Source organism: Methylomagnum ishizawai (assembly GCF_019670005.1).
GTDB lineage: Bacteria > Pseudomonadota > Gammaproteobacteria > Methylococcales > Methylococcaceae > Methylomagnum > Methylomagnum ishizawai.
In genome coordinates this window covers 439,495-464,582 of record NZ_AP019783.1, presented here as the reverse complement: position 1 = coordinate 464,582, position 25,088 = coordinate 439,495, and the positions used below count along the sequence as shown (strand labels likewise).

At 64.6% G+C, this 25,088-nt stretch carries 27 protein-coding genes; 8 read left to right on the top strand and 19 right to left on the bottom strand.

Features of this window, described 5'->3' with window-relative positions; genetic code table 11:
* Positions 1-55 precede the first annotated feature (55 nt).
* Together K5658_RS02030 and K5658_RS02025 are read right to left on the bottom strand one after the other, a co-directional pair.
* Positions 56-571, bottom strand: a complete 516-nt coding sequence (locus K5658_RS02030; protein ID WP_221065329.1) for a hypothetical protein — start codon at positions 569-571, stop codon at positions 56-58.
* The gene (locus K5658_RS02025; RefSeq protein WP_221065328.1) at positions 568-1,152 is read right to left on the bottom strand and encodes a hypothetical protein; all 585 of its coding nucleotides are present in this window, start codon (positions 1,150-1,152) and stop codon (positions 568-570) included. Before K5658_RS02025 ends, K5658_RS02030 begins: the two co-directional genes overlap by 4 nt.
* Before the next feature lie 50 nt (positions 1,153-1,202).
* On the opposite strand from K5658_RS02025, the gene K5658_RS02020 reads away from it, so the two are divergent.
* The 4 genes from K5658_RS02020 to K5658_RS02005 all read left to right on the top strand — a co-directional run bounded on the left by K5658_RS02020 (position 1,203) and on the right by K5658_RS02005 (position 6,483).
* Positions 1,203-2,588, top strand: a complete 1,386-nt coding sequence (locus tag K5658_RS02020; RefSeq protein WP_221065327.1) for a hypothetical protein — start codon at positions 1,203-1,205, stop codon at positions 2,586-2,588.
* A 10-nt stretch (positions 2,589-2,598) separates the two neighbouring features.
* Complete coding sequence (locus K5658_RS02015) at positions 2,599-3,819, top strand: glycosyltransferase 61 family protein (protein WP_221065326.1); 1,221 nt, start codon at positions 2,599-2,601, stop codon at positions 3,817-3,819.
* A 4-nt stretch (positions 3,820-3,823) separates the two neighbouring features.
* The gene (gene potA, locus K5658_RS02010; protein WP_221065325.1) at positions 3,824-4,915 is read left to right on the top strand and encodes a spermidine/putrescine ABC transporter ATP-binding protein PotA; all 1,092 of its coding nucleotides are present in this window, start codon (positions 3,824-3,826) and stop codon (positions 4,913-4,915) included.
* Between the two features lie 98 nt (positions 4,916-5,013).
* Positions 5,014-6,483, top strand: coding sequence for a phenylacetate--CoA ligase family protein (locus K5658_RS02005; protein WP_221065324.1), 1,470 nt, complete (start codon positions 5,014-5,016; stop codon positions 6,481-6,483).
* Between the two features lie 83 nt (positions 6,484-6,566).
* Here the strand turns inward: K5658_RS02005 and K5658_RS02000 are convergent, their stop codons facing one another.
* From K5658_RS02000 to K5658_RS01935, 14 genes are all read right to left on the bottom strand, one after another.
* The gene (locus K5658_RS02000) at positions 6,567-7,466 is read right to left on the bottom strand and encodes a TIGR01777 family oxidoreductase (protein ID WP_221065323.1); all 900 of its coding nucleotides are present in this window, start codon (positions 7,464-7,466) and stop codon (positions 6,567-6,569) included.
* Between the two features lie 1,002 nt (positions 7,467-8,468).
* The gene (ttcA, locus tag K5658_RS01995; protein WP_221065322.1) at positions 8,469-9,347 is read right to left on the bottom strand and encodes a tRNA 2-thiocytidine(32) synthetase TtcA; all 879 of its coding nucleotides are present in this window, start codon (positions 9,345-9,347) and stop codon (positions 8,469-8,471) included.
* Positions 9,337-10,554: a beta-ketoacyl-ACP synthase I gene (gene fabB / locus K5658_RS01990; RefSeq protein ID WP_221065321.1), complete on the bottom strand. Its 1,218-nt coding sequence runs from the start codon at positions 10,552-10,554 to the stop codon at positions 9,337-9,339. Before fabB ends, ttcA begins: the two co-directional genes overlap by 11 nt.
* Before the next feature lie 14 nt (positions 10,555-10,568).
* Entirely contained in the window at positions 10,569-11,108 is a 540-nt protein-coding gene (fabA, locus tag K5658_RS01985) for a 3-hydroxyacyl-[acyl-carrier-protein] dehydratase FabA (RefSeq protein ID WP_221065320.1), read from the bottom strand.
* Between the two features lie 381 nt (positions 11,109-11,489).
* The gene (locus K5658_RS01980; protein ID WP_221065319.1) at positions 11,490-12,092 is read right to left on the bottom strand and encodes a PqiC family protein; all 603 of its coding nucleotides are present in this window, start codon (positions 12,090-12,092) and stop codon (positions 11,490-11,492) included.
* Positions 12,089-13,789, bottom strand: a complete 1,701-nt coding sequence (locus tag K5658_RS01975; protein ID WP_221065318.1) for a PqiB family protein — start codon at positions 13,787-13,789, stop codon at positions 12,089-12,091. Before K5658_RS01975 ends, K5658_RS01980 begins: the two co-directional genes overlap by 4 nt.
* Positions 13,773-14,420 carry a paraquat-inducible protein A gene (locus K5658_RS01970; protein WP_221065317.1) on the bottom strand — a complete coding sequence of 216 codons (648 nt, stop codon included), beginning with the start codon at positions 14,418-14,420 and terminating at the stop codon, positions 13,773-13,775. The genes K5658_RS01975 and K5658_RS01970 overlap by 17 nt, the downstream gene beginning before the upstream one ends.
* Entirely contained in the window at positions 14,417-15,052 is a 636-nt protein-coding gene (locus K5658_RS01965; RefSeq protein WP_221065316.1) for a paraquat-inducible protein A, read from the bottom strand. The genes K5658_RS01970 and K5658_RS01965 overlap by 4 nt, the downstream gene beginning before the upstream one ends.
* A 13-nt stretch (positions 15,053-15,065) precedes the next feature.
* Positions 15,066-15,878, bottom strand: a complete 813-nt coding sequence (gene thiG / locus K5658_RS01960; RefSeq protein ID WP_221065315.1) for a thiazole synthase — start codon at positions 15,876-15,878, stop codon at positions 15,066-15,068.
* Between the two features lie 21 nt (positions 15,879-15,899).
* A complete protein-coding gene (gene thiS, locus K5658_RS01955; protein WP_221065314.1) occupies positions 15,900-16,103 on the bottom strand; it encodes a sulfur carrier protein ThiS in 204 nt (67 codons plus the stop codon).
* A 23-nt stretch (positions 16,104-16,126) separates the two neighbouring features.
* Positions 16,127-17,212 carry an FAD-dependent oxidoreductase gene (locus tag K5658_RS01950; protein ID WP_221065313.1) on the bottom strand — a complete coding sequence of 362 codons (1,086 nt, stop codon included), beginning with the start codon at positions 17,210-17,212 and terminating at the stop codon, positions 16,127-16,129.
* Positions 17,213-17,359: 147 nt separating this feature from the next.
* Entirely contained in the window at positions 17,360-17,842 is a 483-nt protein-coding gene (gene phaR / locus K5658_RS01945; RefSeq protein ID WP_221065312.1) for a polyhydroxyalkanoate synthesis repressor PhaR, read from the bottom strand.
* 91 nt (positions 17,843-17,933) lie between these two features.
* Positions 17,934-18,680, bottom strand: coding sequence for an acetoacetyl-CoA reductase (gene phbB, locus K5658_RS01940; RefSeq protein WP_221065311.1), 747 nt, complete (start codon positions 18,678-18,680; stop codon positions 17,934-17,936).
* 36 nt (positions 18,681-18,716) lie between these two features.
* A complete protein-coding gene (locus tag K5658_RS01935; protein ID WP_221065310.1) occupies positions 18,717-19,895 on the bottom strand; it encodes an acetyl-CoA C-acetyltransferase in 1,179 nt (392 codons plus the stop codon).
* A gap of 140 nt (positions 19,896-20,035) precedes the next feature.
* Between K5658_RS01935 and K5658_RS01930 the strand changes: the two genes are divergently transcribed.
* Positions 20,036-20,473 carry a hypothetical protein gene (locus tag K5658_RS01930; RefSeq protein WP_221065309.1) on the top strand — a complete coding sequence of 146 codons (438 nt, stop codon included), beginning with the start codon at positions 20,036-20,038 and terminating at the stop codon, positions 20,471-20,473.
* Positions 20,474-20,534: 61 nt separating this feature from the next.
* Here K5658_RS01930 and K5658_RS01925 read toward each other — a convergent pair whose 3' ends face one another.
* Entirely contained in the window at positions 20,535-20,903 is a 369-nt protein-coding gene (locus tag K5658_RS01925) for a phasin family protein (RefSeq protein WP_221065308.1), read from the bottom strand.
* 272 nt (positions 20,904-21,175) lie between these two features.
* On the opposite strand from K5658_RS01925, the gene phaE reads away from it, so the two are divergent.
* From phaE to K5658_RS01910, 3 genes are all read left to right on the top strand, one after another.
* Positions 21,176-22,294, top strand: coding sequence for a class III poly(R)-hydroxyalkanoic acid synthase subunit PhaE (gene phaE, locus K5658_RS01920; protein ID WP_221065307.1), 1,119 nt, complete (start codon positions 21,176-21,178; stop codon positions 22,292-22,294).
* Between the two features lie 18 nt (positions 22,295-22,312).
* Complete coding sequence (locus tag K5658_RS01915; RefSeq protein WP_221065306.1) at positions 22,313-23,368, top strand: class III poly(R)-hydroxyalkanoic acid synthase subunit PhaC; 1,056 nt, start codon at positions 22,313-22,315, stop codon at positions 23,366-23,368.
* Positions 23,369-23,579: 211 nt separating this feature from the next.
* On the top strand, positions 23,580-23,741 hold the full coding sequence (locus tag K5658_RS01910; protein WP_221065305.1) for a hypothetical protein: 162 nt from the start codon (positions 23,580-23,582) through the stop codon (positions 23,739-23,741).
* 78 nt (positions 23,742-23,819) lie between these two features.
* Here K5658_RS01910 and K5658_RS01905 read toward each other — a convergent pair whose 3' ends face one another.
* Entirely contained in the window at positions 23,820-24,362 is a 543-nt protein-coding gene (locus K5658_RS01905; protein WP_221065304.1) for an NADH-quinone oxidoreductase subunit B family protein, read from the bottom strand.
* On the bottom strand, positions 24,355-25,086 hold the full coding sequence (locus tag K5658_RS01900) for a 2Fe-2S iron-sulfur cluster-binding protein (protein WP_221065303.1): 732 nt from the start codon (positions 25,084-25,086) through the stop codon (positions 24,355-24,357). The genes K5658_RS01905 and K5658_RS01900 overlap by 8 nt, the downstream gene beginning before the upstream one ends.
* Positions 25,087-25,088 lie beyond the last annotated feature (2 nt).

Here is a 25,088-nt window from a genome sequence, read left to right as displayed (position 1 = left end):
CCAAAGCGAGCTTTGGGCTCCAGGCCGATGGAAACCGGTGGATTTTAAGCGGGGATCAAGGGGAAGGGGGCGGCGGCTGGACTGCCGCCGGGGCGGTATCGGGCGGCGGCGGATAAGTGCTTTGCCGGTCCTCGTACAAGATATGGCCGGGCACGGGCACGCGGTGCCCCTTGGCGTACATGCATTGGATATAGCCGATATCGTAGCGCTCCTGGGCATCCTCCCCGGCGGCCTGGGCCGTGCCGGTCCCGGCCAGGGTGCCGGTCGCCAAACCCACGCCGGAACCGACCGCCGCCCCTTGTCCGCCGCCGATGGCCGCGCCCGCGGCGGCCCCCACCGCCGTACCTATCACCGCCGCCCCGACGCCACTCGCCAGCGCGGCCTGGGAAGCGGTCTTGCCGCCGGTCTGGAACAGGGCGAACTGGCGGCACTGATAATCATCGCCCCGGAATTGCTCGAAACCCTTGCCGGTGCCCGGCAGCACCAGGACGCTGGGCCCGCTGGGCGTGGTGGCGCAGGCTCCCAGCAGCGGGAGGACGATCCAAGGCAGGGCGCGGGACGGCGGGTTCATGGAGGCTCCATCGGGTTGGGATTGGGGGCGGGGTTCGTGGCGGCGGGTTCCGGGATGGCCTTGCGCCAACCGGAAGGACAGTCGCGGACATAAGGATAACGCCCGCGTGGATCGTCGCAGCGATACCAATAACCCGGCTCCTGTCCCATGGGCGCGGGCGCGATGGCCTGCCAGCCCGCCGGGCAATCCTTGACATAGGGCGCGTAGCCCGGCGGGTCCGGGCAATAATGCCAAGGCCGCGGACCGGCGCTCCCGGCGGCGCCGCGCTCGATATAGACCGGCGGCTCGGCGGGCACCGCGACTATCGCCGGGGGATAGGCGTAATAGGGATAATAATACGGCCCAGGGTACGGCCAGCCCCAGCCCGGCCCGAAGTAAAACCCGAAGCTGGAATACCCACGGAATGGACGACCGCCATAATAGCCATGGCCCCAATAGCCGCCACCGCGATATCCACCGCCCCAGTGTCCCCCGCCATAATGACCCCCGCCGCCATGGCCTCCACCGCCACCGCGGGCCCAGGCGGTTCCGCCCAGGGCCCATCCCAGGGCCAGTATCCCGATCAGCTTGACCACTCGCATCGCCCTCCCATCCCGTGGCGGACCCGGCCACACGCCATGGCCCATCGCCCATGATTATTGGACCGCGCGGCCCCCGCCCGGTTGCCGCCGCGCTGGCCCTGCTGGCGCTCTCCGGCTGCACCCTGCTCCAAACCACGCTGACCCTGCCCGAGCGGGCCGTCTCCCGCATCCTGCCGCAAAAGGACGGCGACACCGCCGACCCGGTGGAACTGCAACAGCAATTGATGCGCTTCTCCGACGACTTCCTGGCCTCGATGCTGGGCGCCAGCGAGTCGCTGCGGCGCAACGGGCAGAAGCTCGATCCCATCGAACTACGCACGCTGCAATTGCAATATACCGACAACATCCAGGCCGTCGCCACCGGCCAGAACGCCTTCGCCGACCTGTTGGACATGGCCGCCCTGGTCGCCCTGACCCGGATGACGGTCGAAGATCATTGGATACCCGGCGAATACCGCGAATCGGCCCGGCCCCTGCTCAACGCCTGCCGCGAAGGCGAAAAGCAAATCTGGCAAATCGCCGATGGCGTCCTGGCCCCTGGGCAAATCGCCGAACTCCGCAAAGCCATCGCCGCCTGGCACCGCGACAACCCGACGCCGGAAGCCTTCCGCACGGTACGCGCCCTGGGCTTCTCCAGCATGATCGCCAAGGCCAGCCGCCCCACCGACGCATCGCGCTTCCCCAGCGTGTTCAAGCTGCTCGATATCGACCCGCTGTCGGGACTCGACCCCGCCACCCGCGAACTGGCCCAAACCCGGCTGTTCGCCGAACGGGCCTTGTTCCTGGCCCAGAGACTACCGAACCTGGTGCGCCAGCAAACCGAACTGCTGGCCCTGCAAACGGCGGGCTTGCCGGAACTGCGGGAAGCCATCGCCGCCTCGACCCAACTGGCCGCCGCCGCCGACCGCTTCAGCCAAACCACGGAACGCCTGCCCGATGTGATCGGCCACGAACGGGCACAAATCCTCGCCGCCCTGGCCGACCAGCAACGCGGCCTCACCGCCCTGGCCGCCGAGACCCGGCAGGCGTTCACGGCGGGAACCCAGATGGCCGCCGGCACCGATCAAGCCTTGCGCACCTTCGGCGCGGTGGCCGCCCAACTGACCGCCGATACCGGCCCGCCCCGGCCCGATGCGGAACCTTTCCGCATCGCCGACTACACGGCGGCGGCGGCGCGGATCGAACAGGCGGCGGCACGCCTGACCGGCTTGCTCGACGCCTTCGGCCACAGCACCGACCCGGCCCGGTTCGAACGGCTGGCGGCGGGTTTCGACCGCCTGGGCGCAAAGGCCCGCACCGAAGCGCAGGCGGTGGTGGATTATGCCTTCCAAAAAGCGCTGTGCTTGATCGCGATCCTGTGCGGCGCGGTCCTGGCGACGGCCCTGGCGTATCGCTGGGCGGCGGAACGCCTGCGCCGTCCGCCCCAGGACCGATGATGCCGGTCCGGTGCCGAACCGCTATGATGCGCCTGCCAACGACCACGCCCCCGATGCCATGAGCCTGCAATACTTCGACGATGTGCCGATCATGCCCTATACCCGCCTGCTCGGCGGCGGCTCGCCGCACGAGGGCGGGCCGGTGTGGCCGGATTGGGAGCGCCAGACCACGGCGCGGCATTGCCGCAAGGGCCAGCCCTGCGACCATCCGCCCATCGAACTGCCCATCGAGGATATCCTGGCCGAACCGGTCGCCTGGGCCGGTCCCATCGTCCCCCATTTCGGCCATCAGATATCCGAGTTCTCCTTGCGCATCCTGCCGACCCTGGCCGAATGGCCGGAAGCCGTGTTCGCCTTCGCGGCCAATCCGCTGCGCAAAATCACCTCGCCGGCCACGGCCCCCGGTTTTTTCCGGGACATCTTGGCTTGGTTCGGCGTCGCCCCGGAGCGGACGCGGGTCCTGGCCAAACCGACCCTGGCCCCCCGCCTCTGCGTCGCCCCCCAGGCCGAGCAACTGGGCCGGATCGGCCCCGCGCCGGATTATCTCGACCTGCTGGATGCGCTCGCCCGCCAGCGCCTGGGCCGTCCGGTCCGGCGGGGCCGGTTGTACGTCTCCAGGGCGGGCCAAAGCGCCCGTTTCGCCGGGGAGCGCTACCTCGAAACCGCCTTGGTGGCGGCGGGCGTGACGGTGTTCCGACCGGAAAAGGTGGCCCTGGCCCAGCAACTCAGGCGCTACGCCATCGCCGAGCATGTGATCTTCGCGGAAGGCTCGGCCTTGCATGGCACCCAGCTCCTCGGGCGGACGCTGGGCCGGGTCAGCATACTGTGCCGCCGCCCAGGTTCCAGGGTCGCCGAGGTCTTCGTCCAACCCCGCGCCCAGAGCCTCGAATACCTGGATTTCGGGGCCAAGCTGATCCATGGCCTGGACGAGGCGGGCAAAGCCGCCGATAGCCGGGGCATCACCGTCCTGGACGAAGCCTTGTTGCTGGATGGCCTGGAACGGCTCGGCATTCCCATCCGGCGGCACTGGGACAGCGCACGATACCAAGCGGCCTGCGTGGCCGATACCAAGGAATGGCTGGCGCACTTCGCCAGGGGTCGGCGCTTGGCCGTGCCCGGTGCCCGCGAGCGCGTCCTGGCCTGCCTCGCCGCTTGCGGCTTCGCCGCCTTGGCCCCGGCCATCGACGCGCCGCCCCCCCGGCCCGCCCGCGCCGCGTCCACTTCCCGCTGATCCGATGAACCCAACGCCCATCGTCCAATTCCAAGCCGTCGTCAAACGCTACGACGGCAAAACCATCCTGCCCGGCCTGGACCTCGCCGTGAACGAGGGCGAATTCCTGACCCTGCTCGGTCCTTCCGGCTGCGGCAAAACCACGGCCTTGCGGTTGCTGGCCGGGTTCGAGACGCCCGACGCCGGGGAAGTGCGGCTCGACGGCGGCTGCGTCAACGCCCTGCCGCCCCACCGCCGCCCGGTCAATACCGTATTCCAGAGCTACGCCCTGTTCCCGCATATGACGGTGTTCGACAACGTGGCGTTCGGGCTGCGGATGGCCAAGACGCCGCGCGCCGACATCCCCCCGCGGGTGGCGGAAGCCCTGGCCGGTGTCCAATTGGAGGATTTGGCCGGACGCAAGCCGCACCAGCTATCCGGCGGGCAGCAACAGCGGGTGGCCCTGGCCCGCGCCCTGGTCAACCGGCCCCGCGTGCTGTTGCTGGACGAATCCCTCAGCGCCCTGGATTACCGCTTGCGCAAGGAAATGCAGCGCGAACTCAAAGCCCTGCAAACCCGGCTGGGCCTGACCTTCCTGTTCGTCACCCACGACCAGGAGGAAGCCCTGTCCATGTCCGACCGGGTGGCGGTGATGCGGGCCGGGAGGATCGAGCAGATCGGCACGCCCCGCGAGATTTACCAACATCCCGTCAGCCTGTTCGTGGCCGGGTTCGTCGGCGAGAGCAACCGGCTGGACGCGGTCGTCACCGCGTTGCCGGGGCCGGGCCGGATCGCGGCGCGGGTCGAAGGCTTGGACTGCGTGTTCGGTTCCGGGCGGACCTGGGCAGTGGGCGACAAGGTCCATGTGCTGCTCAGGCCGGAACATCTGCGGCTGGAACCGGAAGCCGCCGCGCCGGGCCGCTTGCGGGGCACCATCACCGCGCAGACCTATAAAGGCATGGGTCTGGACACGGTGGTCGAGCTGGACGGCGGCAAGAGGGTGCTGGCGAGCGGCTTCCTCGGCGGGGAAGATCAAACCGGCGGTTACAAGGCCGGACAGCGGGTGGCGGTGGCTTGGATGGCGGGGGCGGAGACGGTGTTGCCCGCCGAGGCATAGGATCAAATCGAGCGATCCAGGCCCACGGTCAAAAAGCCTTCCGCAAACCCGGTGCGCGGTGGACAATTTCCCAGTCATTCCATACCCAGGACGCCGCCATGCCCAATCCCTTCTTCTCCACTTCCCTGGACGACCGCCTCGCCCAACACGCGGCCCTGGACGGCCCAACCACCCTCCTCGACTGGTTCCGCGCCACCGCGCCGGAAGTCCCGGCCTACCGCCGATTCCTGGCCGGGCACGGCCTCGCGCCCGAAAGCGTGGCCACCTTCGAGGATTTCGCCCGCCTGCCGCTCACCAACAAACCCAACTACATGCACGCCCATCCCCTGCCGGAACGCTGCCGGGGCGGGAGCCTGTTGGATTGCGACCGGGTGGCGGTGTCCTCGGGTTCCACCGGCCAGCCCACCTTCTGGCCGCGCTCGGTCCGGCACGAATTCGACATCGCCCTGCGCTTCGAGCAAGTGTTCCGCGACAGCTTCCAAGCGCACGAACGCCCCACCCTGGCGGTGGTCTGCTTCGCGCTGGGCAATTGGGTGGGCGGGCTCTACACCGCGTCCTGCCTCTGGCATCTGGGGCAAAAGGGCTATCCGCTCCTGGTGGCGACCCCAGGCAACAAGCAGGAAGAAATCTTCCGGGTGGTGCGCGAACTCGCCCCGCATTTCGAGCAGACGGTGTTGCTGGGCTATCCGCCCTTCGTCAAGGATGTGATCGACGCCGGGCTGGCCGAGGGCATCGATTGGCCGCGCCACCGCATCAAACTGGTGTTCGCGGGCGAGGTGTTCAGCGAGGAATGGCGCAGCCTGGTGGGACAAAGGACCGGCTCGACCGCGGTGTGCTACGACTCAGCCTCGCTCTACGGCACCGCAGACGGCGGCGTCCTCGGCAACGAAACCCCCCTGAGCATCGCCGCCCGCCGCTTCCTGGCCCAACATCCCCAGGCCGCGCGGGAATTGTTCGGCGAATCGCGCCTGCCGACCCTGGTGCAATACGATCCCCTCAGCCGTTATTTCGAGTTGCACGAGGGCACCCTGGTGGTTTCCGGCGACAACGGCGTGCCGCTGTTCCGCTACCACATCGCCGACAAGGGCGGACTCGTCGGCCATGCCGAATTGCTGGCGTTCCTGGCCGACCATGGCGCGAAGCTGGAGGATTACGGGCTGGACCCGGCCCGGCCCACCCGCGCCCTGCCCTTCGCCTACGTGTTTGGCCGGGCCGATTTCACGGTCTCGTATTACGGGGCCAATATCTACCCGGAAAACATCGCCGTGGGCCTGGAGCAACCGGATATCCAGGCTTTCGCCACGGGCAAGTTCGTGCTGGAAGTGCGGGAAACCCCGGCGGGCGACAGCGAATTGAGGGTGACGGTGGAATTATTGCCGGGCATCGCCGCCGACGCGGGGAAAGCGGCGCGGTTGGCCGAATCGATCCGGGCGCAATTGCTCAGGCTGAACAGCGAGTTCGCCAATTACATCCCAGCGGAGCGGCAAACGCCCAGGGTGGAATTAAAGCCGTTCGGGGATGCCGGGTATTTCCCGGCGGGCGTGAAACACCGCTATACCCGGCGCTAAAGGTGGGAGAAAACCCCAGGCCCGCGTCCCCCGGTGGTTTATGCGCCGGTTTCGGCAAAAGAATCCAGGATAGGCCGGGTGGATTATCCCAACACGTCGCGCAAAGCCGATTCCAGGGTTTCAAAGCGGAATTCGAATCCCGCTTCCCGCGCCCGCCCGGGCAGGACCCGCTGGCCGCCCAGGAGCAATTCCGCCATTTCCCCCAGGCCCAACCGGAGCGGCCCCGCCGGGACCGGCAATAAGGCGGGCCGCTTCAACGCCGCCGCGAGGCGGGCCGTGAATTCGGCGTTGGTGACGGGCCGGGGCGCGGTGGCGTTGAAAACGCCGGCGAGGTGCGGGGAATCGATGAGGAAGCGGGTCAGGGCGATATGGTCGTCGAGATGGACCCAGGACATCCATTGCCTACCATCGCCGATCCGCCCGCCCAGCCCGAGTTTGAACAAGGGCAACATCCTGGCGAGGAATCCGCCGCGCGGCGCGACCACCAAGCCGGTCCGCAGCAAACAGACCCGGATGCCCAAGGCCGCGGCGTTCAGCGTTTCCGCTTCCCAGGCCGCGCACAGGCGCTCGCTGAAACCTTCGCCCCGGCAGTCCGAAGCCTCGTCCAGCGTTTCGTCGCCGCGATCGCCATAGACACCTATGGCCGAGCCACCGATCAACACGGCGGGTTTCTGGTCGGCCCGGCCCATGGCCTCCACCAGCCGCCGGGTCAAATCGACCCGGCTCTCCCACAAAGCCCGCTTGCGGCTTTCGGACCAACGCCGGTCGGCGATGGGTGCGCCCGCCAGGTTGATGACCGCATCGAACCGGGAAGCGGGCGTCCAGACCTCCAGGCTATCCACGATCTCCACGCCCGGCCCGCATTTGAGCTTGGCGGCGGCGGGATCGCGGCTGAGGACGGTAAGGTGGTGCCCACTTTCCGATAATGCCTTGCACAGCGCCCGACCGATCAGGCCGGTGCCACCCGTGACGAAAATCCGCATGGCTTTTGCAACCTAAAATGTTGTGGCGGACCCGCCCCGAGGCTGGAGGGAAAACCGAACGACATCGTGGAATGCGTCCTAGGCTGGCATATAGGCGGGGGAAATACCGCTGGAACCTGTTTATTTCCAGGTGAACCAGGGTTTTGGAAGCAGATTATGGACGGGAAGCAGGGGAGAGGATAACTTTTTTCACTGGCCGATTACGGCGGATATAGGCTTTCCATAACACGGTGAAAAGCGTTTTCGAGAGAAGCCTATACCCACCGCGAATCGAAATACTTACTTTTTTTCTTCGTCGTTGAAAACCCAACGAACAAAGAACACGCCAACGGCGATGATCACGATGGTGACCACGATGCCGACGGGGGATCTCATTTTTTCAACCAGATCTAGTATGGCTCCCATTCTTAACCTACCTTCTTAACTTAAAATTTGTTCTATTGGGTGTCTTTTGAAATAGCAACGAACGCTATTGCGGCGACTATTCTTACCTTACGCTCGGCCCCTGTCAAGTCAACAGGCTCCGTCGCCGCCAAATTTAACCACGCAAACCACGCGACAAAACGCCGCAGGCCAATTAATCCGGGCACAAAAAAGCCCAGAGGATATTATCATCTGGGCTAGGATTCGGTGCCTGAAAAAGTTATTTTGATTTCGCCGCTTTACTTGGCTTGAACAAAGCTGTTTTCAAGGACGGGAATCTTCAGGCTTGAATTACCGGATAACTTAGTTCATGGAAACCGGGGCTTCCAGCTTCTGCTTGTCGCCGTCCGGGGAGTTACCGCAGCCAACAACAACCAGGGACATCATGAGAACGCTAACAACGCAAAGCAACTTTTTCATAAGATCCTCCTCAATTACAAAGCTCTAAGATTTATAGTTGGTAGTGCCGATAGCACGGCGACTTTATAAAGAAGATTTCCTAAAAATGCAAGAGGGGCCTTTGTTTTTCGCCCGCCACGGCCCGCCGGCCTGGGCGGAAAGCCTATGGTGGGCGGCGGATTATAAGAACAACACCTCCAAACCCGCCGCCGTATCGACCTCCCCGGCGGAGGCGGCCCCCGTCCCGCGTAGCCGCTCCAAACCCGCGAAATCGAACAAGGCGCGGTCGGCCAATTGCGAGGGGGCCACATTGCCCAGCGCCGTGAAAATGGTCTCCACCCGCCCCGGATGGCGCTTTTCCCATTCGGCCAACATGGCCTTCATGGCTTGGCGCTGGAGGTTTTCCTGGGAGCCGCATAGGTTGCAGGGGATCAAGGGGAAATCCCGGACCTCGGCATAAGCCGCGATATCCCGCTCCTTGCAATAGGCCAAGGGGCGGATCACCACATGCCGCCGGTCGTCGCTGAGGAGTTTGGGCGGCATGGCCTTGAGCGCCCCGCCGTAGAACAGGTTGAGGAAGAAGGTTTCCAGGATATCGTCGCGATGGTGGCCCAAGGCGATCTTGGTGATGCCGTTCTCGGCGGCGTAGCGGTACAACACCCCGCGCCTGAGCCGGGAGCATAGTCCGCAGGTGGTTTTGCCCTCGGGGACCACCCGCTTGACGATGCTGTAGGTATCCTGCTCGATGATGTCGAAGGGCACGCCCCGGCTTTCCAGGTACTTGGGCAAGATATGCTCGGGAAAGCCGGGCTGTTTCTGGTCCAGGTTGACGGCGACGATTTCGAAGCGCACCGGGGCGCTCATCTGGAGGCTGAGCAGGATGTCGAGCAAGGTGTAGGAATCCTTGCCCCCGGACAAGCAGACCATCACCTTGTCGCCCGCCTCGATCATCCGGTAATCGGCGATCGCCTCGCCCACCTGGCGGCGCAGGCGTTTTTGCAGCTTGTTGAACTCGTAGCGCTGCTTTTCGCCAAGCGCCAGGGTCGCGCTATCCACCATAGCGTTGGAACACCAAGCTGGCGTTGGTGCCGCCGAAGCCGAAGCTGTTGGACATGGCGATATCGATGCGGGCATTGTCGATCCGCTGCCGCACGATGGGCACGCCGTCCGCGCCGGGGTCGAGGTTGTCGATATTGGCCGAAGCGCAGATGAAACGCCCCTCCATCATCAACAGCGAATAAATCGCCTCGTGGACACCCGCCGCGCCCAGCGCATGGCCGGACAGGGACTTGGTGGAACTGATCGGCGGGATTTCGGCCCCGAACACTTCCTTCACGGCCTGCAACTCGCGAATATCGCCGATGGGGGTGCTGGTGCCATGGGCGTTGATGTAATCAATCGGGCCGGCCACCTGTTCCATGGCCTGCCGCATGCAGCGCACCGCGCCTTCGCCGGAAGGCTGGACCATATCGTAGCCATCGGAGGTCGCGCCATAGCCGATCAATTCACCGTAGATTTTGGCCCCGCGCGCCTTGGCGTGTTCCAGTTCCTCCAGCACCAGCACCCCGGCCCCGCCCGAGATCACGAAACCATCGCGGTCGGCGTCGTAGGCGCGGGAAGCGACTTCCGGCGTGTCGTTGTACTTGGACGACAAAGCGTTCATGGCATCGAACAACACCGTCATGGTCCAATGCACTTCTTCGCCACCACCGGCGAAAACCACATCCTGCTTGCCCAATTGGATCAATTCGGCGGCGTTGCCGACACAATGGGCGCTGGTGGCGCAGGCCGAACTGATCGAGTAATTCACGCCCTTGATCTTGAACGGCGTGGCGAGGCAGGCGGAATTGGTGTTCGACATGGTGCGCGGCACCATGTACGGGCCGACCTTCTTGATGCCCTTCTCGCGGTAGCTATCCCAAGCCAACAGCAGATTGGAGGTGGAAGGACCGCCGGAGCCCATCACCAGGCCGGTGCGTGGGTTCGAGACTTCGGATTCTTCCAAACCGGCGTCGCCGATGGCCTCCTGCATGGCGAGGTAATTGTAGGCCGCGCCATCGCCCATGAACCTGCGGATTTTGCGGTCGATCAACTCGTCCGGGTCCAGCTTGATCGGGCCATGGACCTGGCTGCGGAATTTCATTTCCCGGTATTCCTCGCTGAAGCGGATACCGCTCCGGCCCTGCCGCAGGGCGTCGGTCACTTCCGAGCGATTGTTCCCGAGGCTGGAAACCACCCCGATACCCGTTACAACTACGCGCTTCATATCGTGCAACCTCGTCAAAAGGCGTCCGTGGAGGTGAAGAGGCCGACCCTGAGATCGGAGGCTTCGTAGATGACCTTGCCATCGCACTCCAACTCGGCGTCGGCGATCCCCATGACCAATTTGCGCATGATGACCCGCTTCAAATTGATCCGGTAGACGACCAGCCGATTCGTGGGCAACACCTGGCCGCGGAATTTGACCTCGCCCACACCCAAGGCCCGGCCCCGGCCCTTACCCCCCATCCAGCCGAGATAGAAACCGATCATCTGCCACATGGCATCAAGCCCGAGGCAACCGGGCATGACGGGATCGTTCATGAAATGGCAGTCGAAAAACCACAGGTCGGGGCACACATCCAACTCGGCGATGATCGAACCCTTTTCGTAAAGGCCGCCCTCGGAATTGATATGGGTGATACGGTCGAACATCAGCATGGGCGGAAGCGGCAGTTCGGCGTTGCCGGGACCGAACATTTCTCCCCGTCCGCATTGGATCAATTCCTCGCGGGTGTAGCTATGCTGCCTTTGCTTTAATTCTGGTTCCTTGCTTATCATGATATTGCCCGATGTTGCCTCTATACCTGTTATAGTGCGGAATCCCCCGGCGCGGACGGCCTCCCGCATTCCTCGACGATCAGCCGATGCCGCCGTGGCGGAAACCCTTCCCATCGTCCGAACCCAATATAATGCGGACCGGCATGGGCGGAGAATCCGTAAATCCCAGCTGTTATTAGCGAGTTTTTGTTAAACGTTCTATTGTACCAGGAAAAAACCCGCTTGATGACACGGCACCGGGCCGTGCGCAACCCCCTCCCCTAGAATATCCCAAAATCATGCGGGAGCGGCTTTCAGGCCACAGCCATAGCTTGCGCGCCTAAAATCCACCCCCGCCAAGAACGTCCGGCACGGCGATGCCCCGGCCTGGACGGTCCTTCCTCACAAGGAAGCGCCGCGCAATCCCTTCACCGCCGCCGCCACATCCCGGCTGAGATCGTTCAAAGCGTGGTTCATCGCCTCCACCGTGGCCCGGTAATCCGGCCCCGCCGGGTGCGCCGTGTAGCTGGCTTCCCGCGCCAGCAATTCGTTGTCGTTGGTGGGACTCGATACGCTCCACCGCGCCTTCAACACCACATCGCCCGAATCCGCCCGGTCGTAGCGGACCACCCGCACCGCCACCTGGTAATCGATCTCCTGCGAACGGTTCCAGGGATAGACCACCACCTTCTGGCCGGGCAGCAGGAGCGAGAGGTTCTCGGCCAAGACCTGCACCACGTTATCCTGGACCGGCTCGGCCCAGCGGTCGAACTCGGCCAGCTTCAGCTCGTTGGCGCCGCTGCGGGTGACGATCTGGGGCCGGTCCATCGATTTGGGCAGTTCCACCGGACCCAGGCCCAGCGCCAAGCCCAGGCCGGCGGCCTCGGTTTTGGCCCCGGAAGCCGCCAAGGGCGCGAGGGTGTAGAACCGCGTCGGCGGCGTGCTGCCGCAACCGGCGGCGGACAACAAAACGGCGTAGGCCAGGATAAGGAGGCTGCGTCTCATGGTGTGGCTCCGGATTTGCCCTTCAACAAGGCATCGGGGTGGCGGTCGAGGTAATCGCTGAGATTACGCAGGGAACGGGCGGCGGAGGACAGCTCCTCCAGCGCCTTGTTGAGGTTGACGGTCATCGGCGCGCCCGGCTCCAACTGGCCCAGCGCCTTCTTGACCGAACCCAGGCTCTGCTCCATGCCGGTGGCCAGGGCGGCGACATGGGTGTCCGCCGTCTTGGCCAAGGTTTCGACCTGCTTCATGGCCGCGTCCAGGTCGCGGATGGTCTGCTGCAACTCGGGGGTGTTGACCAGCCGGTTGGTGCCCTGGACGGTGCCCAGGAGTTCGTTGCCGATCTTCTCGAACGGTATCTTCTTGAGGCTCGCCATGATATCCATGGCGGACTTCTGCAATTCGTCGCTCAAGGACGGCAGAGTGGGAATCTCGGGATAGGGACCGCCATAGGCCAGGGTCTTGGGCGGTACGTCGGGATAGAGGTCCAAATCCACGTACAACTGCCCGGTCAGGAGGCTCCCGGTCTTGAGCCGCGCCCGCATCCCCTGCGCCACCAAGCCTTCGATGACCGGGCGGCGGCCCTGGGCGATCTGGTCGCGGTAGGAGGCCAGGTATTTCTTCACCGCATCCCCGCTGGCGAAATCCTCCGGGTCGAGTTCGACCGTGACCGGGATGCGGAATTTCTTGGTCTGGAAATCCAAATCCAAACGCACATCGGTCACGGTCCCGACCCGCATCCCCCGCACCTCGACCGGCGCGCCGCGCCGCAAGCCGCGGACGGAATCGTCGAAATACAACAGGAAGGTCTGCTTATGGCTGTGGGCGCCCTCGCCCACGTCGGTGAAATTGGGATGCAGGGTGAATTCGGTGCCCGCCACGCTTTCTTGGCTGCCGGGATCGGCCACGTCCGGGGTGTCGAAGGCGATGCCCCCGACCAGCATCGACAACAACGACCCCACCTTGAGGTTGAAGCCCTGGGCGTCCATCGACATGTCGATGGCGTCCGTCAACCAAAAGCGCGTCTTGTCGTGGACCAGTTGATCGAACGGAGCGTCGATGAAAATCTCGGTGCGGACGCTTTGCTTGTTATCGGCCAAGCGGGTCTCCACCACCCGGCCCACCTGGATATTGCGGAAATAGATCGGCGCCCCTTCCTTCAAGGCCCCGGCGTCGTAGGACACCAGGATGAACACGCGCCCCGGCGTGTCGGCGCTGATCTTGGGGGCGTGTTCCAGGCCGATGAAATCCTTGCCGGGCTTGCCGGAACCGAATTCCACCGCGATGTAATTGCCCGCGATCAAGGTATCGAGGCCGGAAACCCCGCCCAGGCCCAATTGCGGCTTCACCACCCAGAACCGGCTGTCCGCGCCCAGGTGCGAGGCCACGGTCTTGCTCATGCGGGCGGTCGCCACCACCTTGGACAAATCGCCGCTCAGTTCCACCGTCTGGAGCAGGCCGACCTCGACATCCTTGTACTTGATCTTGGTCTTGCCGGCCTCCAGGCCCACGGCCTCCTTGAAGGTGATGGAGATCAGCGGCCCCTGCTCGCTGAGGGTCTTGTAGGCCAGCCACAAGCCGATCAAACCCGCCACCAGCGGGATCAACCACACCAGGGGGAGGCTGCGGGATTCTTCGACCAGGGCTTCGGGAGGGATATCGGCGGAGGGAGGGGAAGGTTCGTTATGGTTTTGGCTCATCGGATTGTTCCAGGGCGTCCCAAATCAAACGGGGATCGAAGCTCATGGCCGCGAACATGGTAATCACCACCACCCCCGAGAAGGCGACGGCACCCGCGCCCGCCTCGATGGTGGCCAGGGCACCGACCTTGACCAAGGCCACCAGGATCGAGATCACGAAGATATCGATCATGGACCAGCGCCCGACGCTCTCGGTCAGCCGGTAGAGGAAGGTGCGCTGGCGGGGCCGGGTGTGCGATTTGCGACCGACCGAAATCAGCAAATAGGTCAGCGTCAACAGCTTCAACACCGGCACGGTGATGCTGGCGAAGAACACCAGCAGCGCCAGCGGCCACATGCCGCTTTCGAGCAATTCCTTGACGCCGCTCAAGATGGTGTCCGGCTCGCCGTGTCCCGACATGACCACGGTCATGACCGGGAGCAGGTTGGCCGGAATATACAGGATATAGGCGGCAATCGTCAGCGCCCAGGTGCGGCTGAGGCTATTGGGCTTGCGCGAACGCAATTCCGCCCCGCAACGGGGACAGCGGGCATGGCAGCCGTGCGCCAGGGGCCGGGCGCGGACCAGCAGATGGCAGGCGTCGCAGTTCCAGAAACCGGCGCGGCGGGCGCTGACGAGGGGTGGATTCATTTCAAGGACTCCAAACGCTCCCAGATTTCATGGGGTTCGAGCATGGCGTCGGTCGCGGCCATGGCGACGATCATGGCGGCGAAGGAGTACAGCGACAAGCCCGGTTCGATGGTGGCGAGATCGGCCAGCTTCACCACGGCGACCAGGATGCCGAGCATATAGACCTCGGCCATGGCCCACGGCCCCAACAGCGCGATCCAGCGGAACACCGTGGTCATGCCCGGCAGCCTGCGGTTCAGCCTGAGCGGCAACAGCACATAGAGCCAACCCGCGATCTTGAGGCCGGGCGCCAGGATGCTGACCCCGAACACCAAGGCCGCCATCGCCGAGAAACCCTGGTGCTTCAACTCGAACACCCCGGAAATGACGGCGCCATATTCCACCCGGCCCTCGATATTGAGGCCCAGCAAGGGAAAGCTATTGGCGAGCGTGAACAACACCAGGCAAGCGAACGCCATCGCCAGGCTGCGGCCCAGGGTATCGCGCTTACGTTGCAATAATACCGCCCCGCAGCGGACACACAGGGCTTTCTGGCCCAGGCCCAGCTTGGGCACGGGATAGAGCGCGTCGCAATCATGGCAGGCGATCCAATGTTGGTGGTGTTGCGCCGGGGTCTGGGTCGCGGGCCGCATCCTGTCCTCCCCCTCAGGCATGTTGATGCCAGAACGGCGTGCCGATGACCGGCGTGCTGGCCTGGGCCGAATCATGCTCCGCCATGGCCCCGCCAAGATAGGCCAAGCGCCCCGCCGCGACCGCCTGGGCGAACGCCTGGGCCAAGGCCACCGGATCGCCCGCCAAGGCCACGGCGGTATTCAATAGCACGCCGTCGTAGCCCCATTCCATCACTTGGCAGGCATGGGAAGGCAGGCCCAGGCCGGCATCGATCAGCATGGGGACTTCGATGCGCTCGCGCAGCAGCCGCAGGGCGTAGGGATTGACCGGACCCTTGCCGGTGCCGATGGGCGCGGCCCAAGGCATCACGGCTTGGCAGCCGACCTCGACCAAGCGCTTGCACAGCACCAAATCCTCGGTGCAATACGGCAGCACCTTGAAGCCTTCGCGCAGCAGCTTATCGGCCACCGCCACCAGCCCCAGGGTATCGGGCTGCAAGGTGTAGTCGTCGCCGATCAATTCCAGCTTGAGCCATTCGGTATCGAAGATTTCCCGCGCCATCATGGCGGTGGCGTAGACCTCTTCCGGGCTATGGCAACCGGCGGTATTGGGCAGGATGGGCACGCCCAGCCGGGCGAGCAATTGCCAGAAGGCCTGGCCGCCGGTTTCGTGGTGGGCGGCGGCTTGGCGGCGCAGCGACACCGTGAGCAGGGCGGGCGCGGCGGCCCGGACCGCTTGTTCCAGGATTTTGGGGGAAGGATACCGCGCCGTCCCCAGCAGCAAACGCCCGGCGAAGGACTGGCCGTAGAGGATGAGCGCGTCGGCGGTTTCGGTAGGGGAATTCATGGCTTCACTCACAGATAAGGTTCAACCCCCGGCGACGGGCTGGACGACCTCGACCGCGTCGCCCGCATGTAGCCGGGTCTCGCCGTACAAATGGCGATGGACGAATTGCAGATTGACCGCCACCGCGAACGGCGGGGCCGCGCCGAAACGGGCGAGGGCTTCCGCCAAGGTGGCGTCCTCGGGCAGATCATAGGGCTTTTGGTTGATGGTTATGCGTATGCTCATGGGAAATGGAGCGCGTTGCGCGATTAACGCCGGTAGAGCGAAGGGAACGGCTGGGCGGCGCACCAGGATTCCAGATCCGCGCCGCCCCGCTCCGCCACCCGCCGCAGCAAGGCCAGGGTGGCCTCCATGACCGCCGGGGCGATCAGATAGCCATGGCGGTACAAGCCGTTGACCTGGATCAGGCGCCCGCCGTCCCAGCGGATTTCCGGCAGATTATCGGGCAGGGCCGGGCGGCAGTGCGCGGCCAATTCCAAGATGCGGGCCTCGCCGAACGCGGGATGCACCGCATACAAGGCCGACAGCAATTCCAGCGCGGAACGCACGCTGGCCGGGGAAGTATCCTCGGTCTCGATCTGGGTCGCGCCGATGACATAGATACCACCGGGCTTGGGCGCGATGTAGAGCGGATAGCGCGGATGCAGCAAGCGCACCGGGCGGGTCAGGCCCACCTCGGACGATTGCACCCGCACGACTTCGCCGCGCACGCCGCGCAGGGTCCGCCATTCCGGCTTGGCCCCCAAACCCCGGCAATCGAGGATCCAATCGGCCCGGACTTGGTCCGGCGCGGTTTCGGTATGCCAATGCAAAGCCACTTCGCTGGCTTCGAGTTGGGCCAGCAAAGCCGCCAGCAGGCCGCGGTTGTCCAACTGGCCTTCGCCCGCGAGATAAATCCCCTGGGCGAAACGCTGGCCCAAGGCCGGTTCCAGGGTTTGGAGCTCGGTGCCGGACACTTCGCGCACCCGGCCGCCCCCGCGCAAAGCGGGGTCCAGGGTCCGCAGCCGGGCCGAGAACTGGGCGGCTTGGTCGCGGTCCTGGGGATGCCAGACGACGAGGGTGCCCGCCTGTTGGAAGAACACCGGGCGGGACAGGGCGGCGATGATGCGGGGCCAGCGCTCCAGGCTGGCGCGGCCGAGTTCGACGATGACGGGTTCGGAGACCACCGATTCGGCCCAGGGCGCGAGCATGGCGGCGGCGATGTGGGCCGCGGCGGTCTGGCCGTCGGGGCCGCCGCGCTCGTGGACCGCGACGCGGTACCCGGCGCGTGCCAATTCGACGGCCAGCAACCGCCCCATCAGGCCCGCGCCCAGAACGGCGATATTCAAAGACATGGAATTACCGGGGGTGATGAAAAAATCCCGCGCCCCAGTCCGGGCGCGACGGGGGATTTTCTCACGAATCGGCGGTGCGGGGGCAGTTGGCGGAGCGGTGCCGCAAAAGCTCCGAGCCACGGCCCGGATGGGACGCGGCGGGCGGCGCTATGTTCCGTCCGGGCCGCGCGGGTTCGGTGGCCATTCCTGGGAATACGCCTTGCGGAAACCTTCCTGCAGGGTCTGCCACAGCTTGAGGTTGTGCTGGGCGAGGTCGGCATAGATGGAGGCGGGCGCGGTCTGGATGAGGTTCGCCATCTGTTCCTGTACCGCCTGTTGCTGCTTGAGGAACACCGCCATGCTCTGTTCGAGATAGCTCGTCATGAACCCCTGCATGGCGTCGCCATAGGTGCGGATGATCTGCTCCAGCATCTCCTGGGTGAAGATCGGCCTGCCCCGTTCTTCCTGCTCCAGGATGACCTGCATGAGGATGGAACGGGTGATGTCCTCGTCGGTCTTGGCGTCCACCACCTTGAACTTGACGCCGGCTTTCACCAGCCGCCGCACATCGTCCAAGGTGACATAGGCGCTGATCTCGGTGTCGTAGAGGCGGCGGTTGGAATATTTCTTGATGATGCGTTCGGGTTGCACAATTTCAGGGAGGATCGGGGAGGTTGAAAGAGAGGGGTTCCGGGCGGCGCGTGGAATTCCGGCTGTGTCCACCGCGCCGCCGGACCCCGGTTTATTGCATATGCTGGCCGCCGTTGATGGCGATTTCGGCCCCGGTGATGAAGCCGGATTCGTCCGCCGTCAGGAAGACGATCAAACGCCCGATCTCGGCGGGCTTGCCGAAGCGCCCGACCGGGATTTCGGCCATGATCTTGGCGCGGTGTTCTTCCGGCACCGCCATGATCATGGGCGATTCGATATAGCCGGGCGACACCGTGTTGACCGTGACGCCCTTGCGCGCCCCTTCCCGCGCCGCCGACATGGTGAAGCCATGGATGCCGGCCTTGCTGGCGGCGTAATTGGCCTGGCCGAACTGGCCCTTCATGCCGTTCACCGAGGAGATATTGACGATGCGCCCGAAACCCCGGTCCATCATGCCGGGGAACGCGCAGCGGGTGGTGTTGAACACGCTGTCGAGGTTGGCCGCGATGACTTCGCGCCATTGCTTGGGGTCCATCTTGCGCAACGTGGCGTCGCGGGTGATGCCCGCCGCGTTGACCAGGATATCGACCGGGCCGATATCGGCTTCGATGCGGGCGAAGGCTTGGGAGGTCTCTTCATAATCCGCCACATCGCAGCCCACGACCTTCATGTCATAACCCTCGGCCTTGCGGGCCGCTTCCCAGGTGTCGGGCACGCAATCCGGCGTCCCCGGCAGGCACAGCGCCACCACCCGGTGGCCCGCCGCGCCCAGATGCTTGCAGATTTCGGTGCCGATGGTGCCGGTACCGCCCGTGACGACCGCGATTCTTCCGCTCATGGATCAACTCCTTAGCTTGGTTATAACGCTACAAGCTCAACGTTCCACCGCCACCGCGATGCCCTGGCCGCCACCGATGCACAAGGTCGCCAAGCCCTTCTTGGCATCGCGCCGGGCCATCTCGTGCAGCAAAGTCACCAAAATCCGCGCCCCCGACGCCCCGATGGGATGGCCCAGGGCGATGGCCCCGCCATTGACGTTCACCTTGGCGGTATCCCAGCCCAGTTCGCGGTTGACGGCGATGGCCTGGGCCGCGAACGCCTCGTTGGCCTCCACCAAATCCAGTGCGTCGATACCCCAACCGGCCCGGTCCAGCGCCTTGCGGGTCGCCTCGATCGGCCCCAGGCCCATGACCGCCGGATCGACCCCGGCACAGCCGAAGGCGGCGATCCGGGCCAAGGGCGTCAAGCCCAACCGCTCCGCCGTGCTTTCCGCCATCAGCAGCACGGCGGCGGCCCCGTCGTTGATGCCGGAGGCATTGCCCGGCGTCACCGTGCCCTCGGGCCGGAACGCCGGTTTCAGCTTGGCCAGCGCCTCGACCGTGGTGCCGGAGCGGGGAAATTCGTCGGTGTCGAACACCAGGGGCGGTTTTTTGCCCTGGGGTACTTCGATGGGGACGACCTCGTCCCGGAACCGGCCCGCCGCGATGGCCGCCGCCGCCTTGTGCTGGGAAGCGGTGGCGAAAGCGTCTTGCTCATCGCGGGTGAGGCCGAAGCGCTGGGCGATGTTCTCCGCCGTGCAGCCCATATGGTAGTCGTTGAAAATATCCCACAGGCCATCGACGATCATGCTGTCGGCCAGGGACCAATCGCCCATGCGCTGGCCATCGCGGGAATGGGGCAGGAGGTGGGGCGCGAGGCTCATGTTTTCCTGGCCGCCGGCCACCACGATCCCGGCATCGCCGCAACGGATGGCCTGCGCCGCCCATTGCACGGCCTTGAGGCCGCTGCCGCAGACCTTGTTCAAGGTGGTGGCCGGGGTCTCGTAAGGGAGTCCGGCGTACAGCGCCGCTTGGCGGGCGGGATTCTGTCCGGCCCCGGCGGCGAGGACTTGGCCCAGGATGACTTCATCGACCTGCCGGGCTTCAAGCCCGGTCCTGGCGAGCAACCCGGCGATCACGTGCGCGCCGAGCCGGGCGGCGGGGATATTCGCCAAGGAGCCGCCGAATTTACCGATGGCGGTACGCGCCGCCGCGACGATGACCACTGCTTCCATAACGGGGATTCCTCTCTGATATCTTGGAGGGGTGGACGGACATGATTGCCTAGGGTCGCCCATGGGGGGTTAAATGATGCCGCGCCCCACCGGGCGGGCGCCGAATCCCGCATCGCTTTCCCCCAACCGAGAACCGACCTATGAAAAAAGCTAGCTTGATCCTGTTGGCCCCGCTGCTGTTCGCCGCCTTCGCCGCCCAGGCCGAAACCCCGGCTCCGGCGGCACCGGTAACAGCCACGCCCCCAACCCCGGCGGCGACTCCCGCCACCGCGCCCGCCCACAAGGCCAAAAGCGCTTGCTATCCAGATATCCAAGCCCTGTGCGCGGGCGTCCAAAAAGGCGAGGGCCGCATCCAGAAATGCCTGGACGAACATGCCGACCAGGTTTCCGCCGCCTGCAAGGCCGAACACGCGCAAAAGAAGGCGGAAAACCAAGCCATCAAAGCGGCCTGCAAAACCGATATCAAGCAGTTCTGCGCCGACAACAAACGCCACGGCGCTTGGCTCGGCTGCCTCAAAAGCCACGCCGCCCAGCTTTCCCCCGATTGCGCCAAAACCCTAAACGACGCCATGGATTAATCCATAGCGCCGCCGGACCGAAGCCAGGACACCGGTCCCGCCCCGATCCGGTCACCGACCGCTAGAGGGTGGTTTTGCTATCGCCGCCGTTGTTGGTCCCGGCGGCGGTCTTGGCCAGGGTTTCGGCGATCTGGCCGAAAGCGTCCTGGGTTTCCAGCGCGAACTTCAAATAATCGGCGGTGCGCGACACCATCTTCTGGCCGAACTCCGAAGCCAGCTTGCCCTGCTCCAGCGCCCAGCGCGAGGGGTCTTTCACCTCGCCCAGCAATTGGGCGTTGCGGGTGCCGAATTCCACATAATCCTGGGCCACGGCCAAACCTTGCGCCACGGCTTTCTGTGTCGTTTCGGCGGTGACCTCCTGCCAACGGACCACCGGAACCCATGCGGCCCGGTTCGTTTCCACCCATTGTCCAAACAAATCTGCGTTCATGGCTTACCTCCTTTGTGAGCGCCTGGGCACAACGGAACATTTCGTTGTGCATTGCAGCATAAACTTCAAAAATAGGCTTGTCAAAGGTTTTTCACCCCTGGCCGCGCCCAACACCCAACCCAGCCAATACCTAGCAATATGGTAGGAAAACCGCCCCCGCAATCCGGGACATGCGGGGCGCGAAAACAAGCCGCGCCATGTTGCATCGCACCAAAAGCTTGCTATAGTGACCGGGCGGACCCCGATTCCATCCATCCAGCGAGGTGCTTCCCATGAGTTCCAAAGCTTCCACCGACCCCGGCGATTGGACCGCCGTATGGGCCGACGCCCAGCAAAAATACTGGCAAAGCTGGCTCGACCTCTCCCAACAAGCCACCGCGACCCTGACCCGGCCCCCGGAACCCCCGCCCAATCCCTGGACCCAGGCTTTCGACTTCTGGGCCAAGCTCATGCCGCAGGCCGCGCCGCCGGAAAACCGCGACTGGATCGGCAAGCTGACCGCCCTGAACAAAGGCTATCTGCAAATGGGCGAACACCTGTGGAAAACGCTGTCGGCGGGGCAGAACCCGCCACCCGATCCACACGCTTGGTGGGAAATGGTCAGCCAGGGCTTCAAGTCCATGCAGGACGGTTTCGCGGCCCCATCCCGCGACAGCCAAGACCCCTGGGCAGGGTTCGCCACCTTCTGGGGCATGCCCATCGACAATTGGCGGCGGGTCTGCTCGGCCTACTCGGCCATGCCGGGCGATATCGAAACCGCCTTGCGCGGCTTCATGGGACCGGGGGCCGGGACGCCCGAAACCGCGCTGAGCCGCTGGCTGTCGCTGCCGACCCTGGGCTACACCCGCGAAGCCCAGGAGGAAATGCAGCGCCTGGGGCAACTCTGGCTCGAACATAGCCAAGCGCTGCGCGAATACGCCGGCGGGGCGCTGGCGAAAGTGAGCGCCAAAGCCGGGGAATCGCTCATGGCGAAGCTCCATGAGTTGACGGCGCAGGGCAAGACCCCGGAATCCCTGCGCGAGTTCTACAACCTCTGGGTGGATTGCGGCGAGGAAGCCTATGCCGCCCTGGCCCCCACCCCGGAATTCACCCAGGCCCAGGCCCGCATGGTCAACACCCTCCTGGCGGCCAAGCGCCAAGAGCAAAAGATGGTGGACGAGTTCCTCAGCGCCTTCAACATGCCCACCCGCCGCGAGCTCGACACCAGCCACAAGCGCATCCACCAGCTCCAGCGGCAGGTTTGGCGCTTGCAGGAAGATTTGGAGGAAGCGGGCATCGCCGCCTTGCGCGAGGAGGTCGCGGGACTGCGCCGGGAACTCGAAGCCCTGCGCGCCGAATCCAATCCATCCAAGGGCGGCAAATCCCCCCGCGCCGCCCAACCCACCGCCTAAGCCGCAGGAGGCACCACCATGCTGCGCCCGGACCAAATCGTTCAGGAAGCCTTCGACTTCAACCGCCGCATCGCCGCCGGGATGACCACCCTGGGCCAGATCGGCCAGATCGAAACCGGCGTGTCCCCGAGGGAAGCCGTCCACCGGGAAGACAAGCTGACCCTCTACCGCTACCACCCCAGGGTCGCGGACCCGGCCAAGGTGCCGGTGTTGATCGTCTACGCCCTGGTCAACCGGCCCTATATGGCCGACCTACAGGAAGACCGCTCGCTGATACGCGGCCTGCTCGACCAGGGGCTGGACGTGTATCTGGTCGATTGGGGCTACCCGGACGCCGCCGACCGCTTCCTGGAACTCGACGACTATCTCAACGGCTATCTGCGCCGCTGCGTGGATTTCATCCGCCGGGCGCACAAGCTGCCCGCCATCGACCTCCTGGGGATTTGCCAGGGCGGCACCTTCTCGCTGTGCTTCACCGCCCTGCACCCGGAAAAGGTCCGCAACCTCGTGACCATGGTCACGCCGGTGGACTTCCAGACCCCCGACAACCTCCTGAGCCTGTGGACCCGCGAACTCGACACCGACCTGATGGTGGACACGCTGGGCAATGTGCCGGGGGAACTGCTGAACTGGGGGTTCCTGTCGCTGAAGCCGTTCCGGCTGACCGGGCAGAAATACGTGGACATGGCGGAAATCCTGGAAGACCCGGTGAAGCTGAAGAATTTCCTGCGCATGGAGAAATGGATTTTCGACAGCCCCGACCAGGCGGGCGAAGCCTATCGGCAATTCATCAAATGGTTCTACCAGGAAAACCGGCTGGTCAACGACACCCTGGAAATCGGCGGCAAGAAAGCCAGCCTGTCGCGGGTCACGATGCCGGTGCTGAACGTCTACGCCACCGAGGACCATCTGGTGCCGCCCTCCGCCTCCATCGCCCTGGAAAAGCATGTGGGGAGCCGGGATTACACCGCCTTCGCCTTCAAGGGCGGACATATCGGGATTTATGTGAGCGGCCGGGCGCAGAAGGAGATTCCGCCGGTGATCGCGAAGTGGATCGGGGCGCGGGCGCATTGAGGGATGCTTTGGGCGGGGAGACATGCGGCGGCAGTTTGGCGGGGTGCCTGCTTCATACGGGATGAATGACAGCGCAACCGTGAATATTCACCACCAAACCCGTGAACATATCACTGAACCTGGGCGCGGCATCCGGTCAAATCTCCAGCGAAATGTGAAAAACATCACACTCCAATTCCCAACCCAGAAAAACCCGTAAGGATATCCCCCTATGCTGAAGCCACTCCGCCGCCTCCTGCCCGCTTTGCTGCGGCTGTTCCACATCGGCCACGCCCCCGGATTCGCCGGTTGGGCCTCGCCCCCGCACCGCCCGGCCTGGGACAACGGCATCGATTACGATATCCCGACCTTCCTGAGACGCCGCGCCGGATGACGCGCTCCCCGATACGAAAAAGGCGGAACCCCACAGGATTCCGCCTTTTTTTATGCTCCCGAAACGGGGAGTCCCCCATCAATCGTAATGCACCAGCTCATACGGCAGTTCGGGTTCCTTGCCCGCCGCCACGTCGGTCAGGAATTTCCAAAACACATCGGCGGAAGGCGGACAGCCCGGCAGGAAATAATCCACCTTCACCACTTCGTGGATGGGATGGACCTTGCTGAGCAGCAAGGGCAATTCGGGATCGTTGGGAACCTGGGCGTCCTCGACCCCGACGCCATGGAGATAGGCTTCCTCCAGACATTCCTGCAAGGGAATATGGTTGCGCAGGGCGGGAATCCCGCCGTTCAAGGCGCACGCCCCCACGCCCACCAGGATTCTGCAATGCTTGCGGAATTCGCGCAGGGTATGGACGTTCTCGGCATTGCACAGCCCGCCCTCGATCAAGCCGATATCCACCGTCTCCGAGCAATGCTTGATATCGGTGAGGGGACTGCGGTCGAACTCGGCGACCTCGCACAAGTCCAGCAAGCGCTCGTCGATATCCAGCAATGACATATGGCAGCCGAAGCAGCCTGCGAGCGAAGTGGTCGCGACTTTGAGTTTGTTAGCCATGGTCCGCTCCTAATACCGCTTGATCGTGTTCCAAGCTGACTTCGCCGATGGTGTGGTGGTCGAATATCCGCTCGCCGATGGGGACTTCGTAGCCCTTGCGCTTGATGAGGATCGCGCCGACCGGGCAGACCTGGGCGGCCTTGTCCCCGGCCGAGAAATCGGTGTCCTTCAGCAAGCCCGAGGCCGAGTTCACCACCAAACGGGTTTGCAGGCCGCGCCCGGCGAGGCCGAACACGTTCTTGCCATCCACGTCGCGGCTGGCCCGGACGCACAGTTCGCACACGATGCAGCGGTCCAAATCCAGCATGACATCCGGATGGGAAGCATCGACCCGGCGCGTCGGGAAGAAATGCGGGTAATGGGTGTCGAGCATCCCGACGTAATAGCCCACCGCCTGCAATTGGCAGTTGCCGGTCTTTTCGCAACCGGGGCAGATATGGTTGCCCTCGACGAACAACATCCGGGTGATGGCCCGGCGGGTTGCGTTGAGTTCCGGGGTGTTGTTCTGGATTTCCTGGCCTTCGCCGGCCGGCATAGTGCAGGCCGCGGCGCTGCGGCCATTGACCTTGACCGTGCAGAGCTTGCAACTGCCGTGCGGCTTGAATTCCGGGTTGTGGCAGAGGTGCGGGATGTAGATCCCGGCGGCGGTGGCCGCTTCCATGATGGTCTGGCCCGGCTGGTAGGGAACCGCCTGCCCGTCGATGCTGATGTGATACGGCTTCATCT